At 69.3% G+C, this 5,637-nt stretch carries 4 protein-coding genes; all 4 read left to right on the top strand.

The features are described 5' to 3' along the window. Window positions 1–393, top strand: a 393-nt coding sequence (locus H5J29_RS19010; RefSeq protein ID WP_181782349.1) for a DciA family protein, incomplete at its 5' end; no start/stop codon positions are given. A gap of 399 nt (window positions 394–792) precedes the next feature. Beyond that, window positions 793–2,772, top strand: coding sequence for a DNA topoisomerase (ATP-hydrolyzing) subunit B (gene gyrB / locus H5J29_RS19005; protein ID WP_312858307.1), 1,980 nt, complete (start codon window positions 793–795; stop codon window positions 2,770–2,772). 29 nt (window positions 2,773–2,801) lie between these two features. Then, a complete protein-coding gene (gene gyrA, locus H5J29_RS19000; protein WP_181782345.1) occupies window positions 2,802–5,306 on the top strand; it encodes a DNA gyrase subunit A in 2,505 nt (834 codons plus the stop codon). Between the two features lie 51 nt (window positions 5,307–5,357). Further along, on the top strand, window positions 5,358–5,637 hold a 280-nt coding region (locus tag H5J29_RS34385; protein WP_220187627.1), incomplete at its 3' end, for a hypothetical protein.

The following is a 5,637-nucleotide window of genomic DNA, read 5'->3' as shown; positions in this document are numbered from 1 at the left end:
GGGCGCAGGCGGCGCTGGTCGGGGCCGGGTCCGGACAACCGGGACCCGCAGCCCTTCGGCCGCGTGGTGTCGCGGGTGGCGATGGACCGCGGCTGGTCCTCCCGGCTGACCGACGCGACGGTGCTGGGCCGGTGGAACACGCTCGTCGGGCCGGACATCGCCGACCACTGCACGCCGGTCTCGTTGCGGGACGGCGAGCTGATCCTGCAGGCCGAGTCCACGGCGTGGGCGACACAGCTGCGCACCCTGCAGCGTCAGCTGCTGCAGCGGCTGGCCGCGGCGGTAGGGCCGGACATCGTGCGCCGGATCCGGGTGACGGGTCCGCAGGGCCCGAGCTGGCGCCGCGGTCCGCGCCACGTCCGCGGTCGCGGCCCGCGCGACACCTACGGCTGAGCCTGCGACAAGATCGCGATCTCCGTGCTCTCAGCGCGGTCGGAACAGCACTGACCGCACCCAGATCGCGATCTTGCCGCGCTGACTGCACGAAACGTGCCACTGCCGCGCCTCCACCAACGGGTGACCGTTCGCGTCCGCCAGGGAGCCGCTGAGCGCCTCGTGACGGCGCGGGAGCGCCGTTCGACCCCCGTTTCGGGCGTCCGGACCCGATTCGCGGCCCGATCGCGCGGCTGTGACGATTCTGGACGTGTCCTAGCCGCCTTTCTGTCGGAGCGGACCGGTAGAATCAACGGCAGTGTGTCGACCGGGTTCGTCCCGGTCGGTTCCCCTGCCGGTACCGGCCATGCCCCCCGCATGGCGCGGAGCCGGCTCTCGTGGCGAGGAGCAGGCAGCCCAGTGGCGGAGAAGAAGAGCGGCTACAGCGCGTCGTCGATCCAGGTCCTCGAGGGCCTCGAAGCCGTCCGCAAGCGCCCCGGCATGTACATCGGCTCCACCGGCGAGCGCGGTCTGCACCACCTCATCTGGGAGGTCGTGGACAACGCGGTCGACGAGGCGATGGCCGGGTACGCGACCAAGGTCGAGGTCACCCTCACCGCGGACGGCGGCGTGCGCGTGGTGGACGACGGGCGAGGCATCCCCGTCGACATGCACCCGGTGGAGAAGAAGCCGGCCGTCGAGGTCGTGCTCACCGTGCTCCACGCGGGCGGCAAGTTCGACGGTAAGTCCTACGCCGTCTCCGGCGGTCTGCACGGCGTCGGCGTCTCCGTGGTGAACGCGCTGTCCAGCAGGCTGGACGTCGAGATCAACGTGGACGGGTTCGTCTGGACCCAGCGCTACGACCACTCGGTGCCCGGCGTGCTGCACCAGGGCGAGCCGTCGAAGCGCACCGGCACGTCCATCACGTTCTGGGCGGACCCCACGATCTTCGAGACCACCACCTACAGCCTGGAGACGATCCAGCGTCGGCTGCAGGAGATGGCCTTCCTCAACAAGGGCCTCACGATCGTCCTGAGAGACGAGCGCAACCCGGAGTCGGACAGCGAGGAGGAGCCCGACGCGGAGGGCTTCGTCGCGAAGGTCAAGGAGCAGACCTTCCACTACCCGGGCGGCCTCGAGGACTTCGTCGCGTTCATCAACCGCAGCAAGGACGCGATCCACAAGAAGGTCATCGGCTACACCGGCGAGGGCCCCGGCCACCAGGTCGAGGTCGCGATGCAGTGGAACTCGGGCTACTCCGAGTCGGTCTACACCTTCGCCAACACGATCAACACCCACGAGGGCGGCACCCACGAGGAGGGCTTCCGCTCCGCGCTGACCACCACGGTCAACAAGTACGCGCGGGACAAGAAGCTGATCAAGGAGAAGGACCCGGCGCTGTCCGGGGACGACATCCGCGAGGGTCTCGCCGCGATCGTCAGCGTCAAGGTGGCCGAGCCGCAGTTCGAGGGCCAGACGAAGACCAAGCTCGGCAACACCGAGGTCAAGTCGTTCGTCCAGAAGATCAGCAACGAGTGGCTGGCGGACTGGTTCGAGCGCAACCCCGCCGAGGCCAAGATCATCGTGAACAAGGCGGTCTCGTCGGCGCAGGCGCGGCTGGCCGCGCGCAAGGCCCGCGAGCTGGTGCGCCGCAAGAGCGCCGGCGACATCGGCGGCCTGCCCGGCAAGCTGGCGGACTGCCGGTCCACGGACCCGCTCAAGTCCGAGGTCTACATCGTGGAGGGCGACTCCGCGGGCGGCTCGGCCAAGTCCGGCCGGGACTCGATGTACCAGGCGATCCTGCCCATCCGCGGTAAGATCATCAACGTCGAGAAGGCCCGGATCGACCGCGTCCTCAAGAACACCGAGGTCCAGGCGATCATCACGGCGCTGGGCACCGGCATCCACGACGAGTTCGACCTCGAGAAGCTCCGCTACCACAAGATCGTGCTGATGGCGGACGCCGACGTCGACGGCCAGCACATCCGCACCCTGCTGCTGACCCTGCTGTTCCGCTTCATGCGGCCGCTGGTCGAGGCAGGGCACGTGTTCCTGGCGAACCCGCCGCTCTACAAGATCAAGTGGGGCGGTCGCGGCTCCGAGCCGGAGTTCGCCTACTCCGACGCGGAGCGGGACGGGCTCATCGCCGCGGGCCGCGAGGCGGGCAAGAAGCTCCCGAAGGACGAGGGCATCCAGCGCTACAAGGGCCTCGGCGAGATGAACGCCAAGGAGCTGTGGGAGACCACGATGGACCCGGCCCACCGGATGCTCTCGCGCGTCACCCTGGACGACGCCGCCACGGCGGACGAGCTGTTCTCGGTGCTGATGGGCGAGGACGTCGAGTCCCGCCGCTCCTTCATCACCCGTAACGCCAAGGACGTGCGCTTCCTGGATGTCTGATACAGACGTCCGTATAGATAGGAATTCTTGTGACTGACACCTTGGATCCCGCACTCCCCGGCGCGGGTGGTGGCGACCGGATCGAGCCGGTCGACATCCAGCAGGAGATGCAGCGCTCCTACATCGACTACGCGATGAGCGTCATCGTCGGGCGCGCGCTGCCGCTCGTCGAGGACGGGCTCAAGCCGGTGCACCGGCGCGTCCTGTACTCGATGGGGGAGAACGGCTTCCGGCCGGAGCGCTCCTACGTCAAGTGCGCCCGCGTCGTCGGCGAGGTGATGGGTAACTACCACCCGCACGGCGACAGCTCGATCTACGACGCGCTCGTCCGGCTCGCGCAGCCCTGGTCGCAGCGCTACCCGCTGATCGACGGCCAGGGCAACTTCGGGTCCCGCGGCAACGACCCCGCGGCCGCCATGCGGTACACGGAGTGCAGGCTCACGCCCCTCGCGATGGCGATGTTGCAGGACATCGACGAGGAGACCGTCGACTTCACGGACAACTACGACGGCAAGACCCAGGAGCCGGACGTCCTGCCGGCCCGGGTGCCGAACCTGCTGATCAACGGCAGCTCGGGCATCGCCGTCGGGATGGCCACGAACATCCCGCCGCACAACCTGCGCGAGGTCGGGGCGGGCGTCGTCTGGGCGCTGGACAACTTCGAGGCGTCCGACGAGGAGCTCCTCGAGGCCCTGATGGAGCGCATCAAGGGCCCGGACTTCCCGACCGCGGGCCTCATCGTGGGCCGGGACGGCATCGAGTCCGCGTACCGCACGGGCCGCGGCTCGGTGCGGATGCGCGCGGTCGTCGAGGTGGAGGAGGACGCCAAGGGGCGCTCCATCCTCGTCGTCACCGAGCTGCCCTACCAGGTCAACCCGGACAACCTCGTCGAGTCCGTCGCGAGCATGGTGCGAGACGGCAAGATGACCGGGATCTCCGAGATCAACGACGAGTCCTCGGACCGCATCGGCATGCGGATCGTGTTCACGCTCAAGCGCGACGCCGTGGCCAAGGTCGTGCTCAACAACCTCTACAAGCACAGCCAGCTGCAGTACAGCTTCGGCGTCAACATGCTGGCGATCGTCGACGGCGTGCCCCGCACGCTGCGGCTGGACCAGGTCGTCCGGAACTACATCCGGCACCAGATCGAGGTCATCGTCCGGCGGACGCGCTACCGGCTGCGCAAGGCCGAGGAGCGGGCCCACATCCTGCGCGGCCTGGTCAAGGCGCTCGACGCGCTGGACGAGGTCATCGCCCTGATCCGGGCGTCGGCGACGGTGGACGTCGCGCGCCAGGGCCTCATCGAGCTCCTCGAGGTCGACGAGATCCAGGCCCAGGCGATCCTGGACATGCAGCTCCGCCGCCTCGCGGCCCTCGAGCGGCAGAAGATCGTCGACGAGCTGGCCGAGATCGAGCTCGAGATCGCGGACTACGAGGACATCCTCGCCCGCCCCGAGCGGCAGCGGCAGATCGTCAAGGACGAGCTGACCGAGATCGTCGAGAAGCACGGGGACGACCGCCGCACCCGCCTGGTCGCGGACGACGGGGACGTCACCAACGAGGACCTCATCGCCGTCGAGGACGTGGTCGTCACGATCACGCAGACCGGCTACGCGAAGCGCACCAAGACCGACCTGTACCGGGCGCAGAAGCGCGGCGGCAAGGGTGTGCAGGGCGCCACGCTGAAGCAGGACGACATCGTCGCCCACTTCTTCGTGACCTCCACGCACGACTGGATGCTGTTCTTCACGAACAAGGGGCGGGTCTACCGGCTCAAGGCCTACGAGCTGCCGGAGGCGAACCGCAACGCCCGCGGCCAGCACGTCGCGAACCTGCTGGCCTTCCAGCCGGACGAGCACATCGCCCAGGTCATGCAGATCAAGGACTACCAGGCCGCGCCGTACCTGGTGCTGGCCACCAAGGCGGGCCTGGTCAAGAAGTCCCGCCTCGAGGACTTCGACTCCAACCGCTCCGGTGGGCTGATCGGCATCAACCTGCGGGACGAGGACGAGCTCGTCGGCGCGGTGCTCTGCAGCGCGGAGGACGACCTGCTCCTCGTGTCCGCCGAGGGCCAGTCCATCCGCTTCACCGCGAGCGACGAGGTGCTGCGTCCGATGGGCCGCGCCACGTCCGGTGTGCTGGGCATGCGGTTCAACGGCGGGGACCAGCTGCTGTCCGTCGCCGTGGTCCAGCCGGACAAGTTCGTGCTGGTCGCCACGGCCGGTGGGTACGCCAAGCGCACGCCGATCGAGGACTACCCGGTGCAGGGTCGCGGCGGTAAGGGAGTGTTGACCCTCCAGTACGACCGCAGGCGTGGCACGCTGGTCGGTGCACTCATCGTCGGGATCGACGACGAGCTGTACGCGATCACGTCCACCGGCGGCGTCATCCGGACCTCGGCTCGCGAGGTGCGGAAGGCAGGCCGGCAGACCAAGGGAGTCCGTCTCATGAACCTCGGCGAGACCGCGACGCTGCTGGCGGTCGCGCGCAACGCGGAGGACGACGACACGGACGACCCGGGGGTGACCGGCTGATCCCGGTCCCCGCCTGACCTGCACGCCGACCGTCGAGGAGAGCTCCACCTCGTGAGCGAGAACGAAGAGAACCCGTCGACGTCGCCGGGTGCGAAGGGGCCGGTGGCCACCGATGGCTCGGCCGTGCCCCCGCTGCCCGCAGACGGTGCCGCCGAGGCCCCGGCCGATCCGGCCGAGGTCGCGGAGGACCGCACCACGCCCGCGAACGGGTCCGTGAGCAACGGGTCCGGGCGCAACGGGTCTGCGGAGCCGTCGGCCGCCGAGTCGTCCGCTCCGGGGTCCTCGGCGGCCGGCTCTCCGGCGTCCGGTTCGTCGGGTCCCGGCTCGGCGG

The organism is Pseudonocardia pini, from assembly GCF_013870575.1.
Classification (GTDB): domain Bacteria; phylum Actinomycetota; class Actinomycetes; order Mycobacteriales; family Pseudonocardiaceae; genus Pseudonocardia; species Pseudonocardia pini.
Note: the sequence above shows the minus strand (reverse complement) of the source record. Positions and strands in the feature narration are given on the sequence as shown.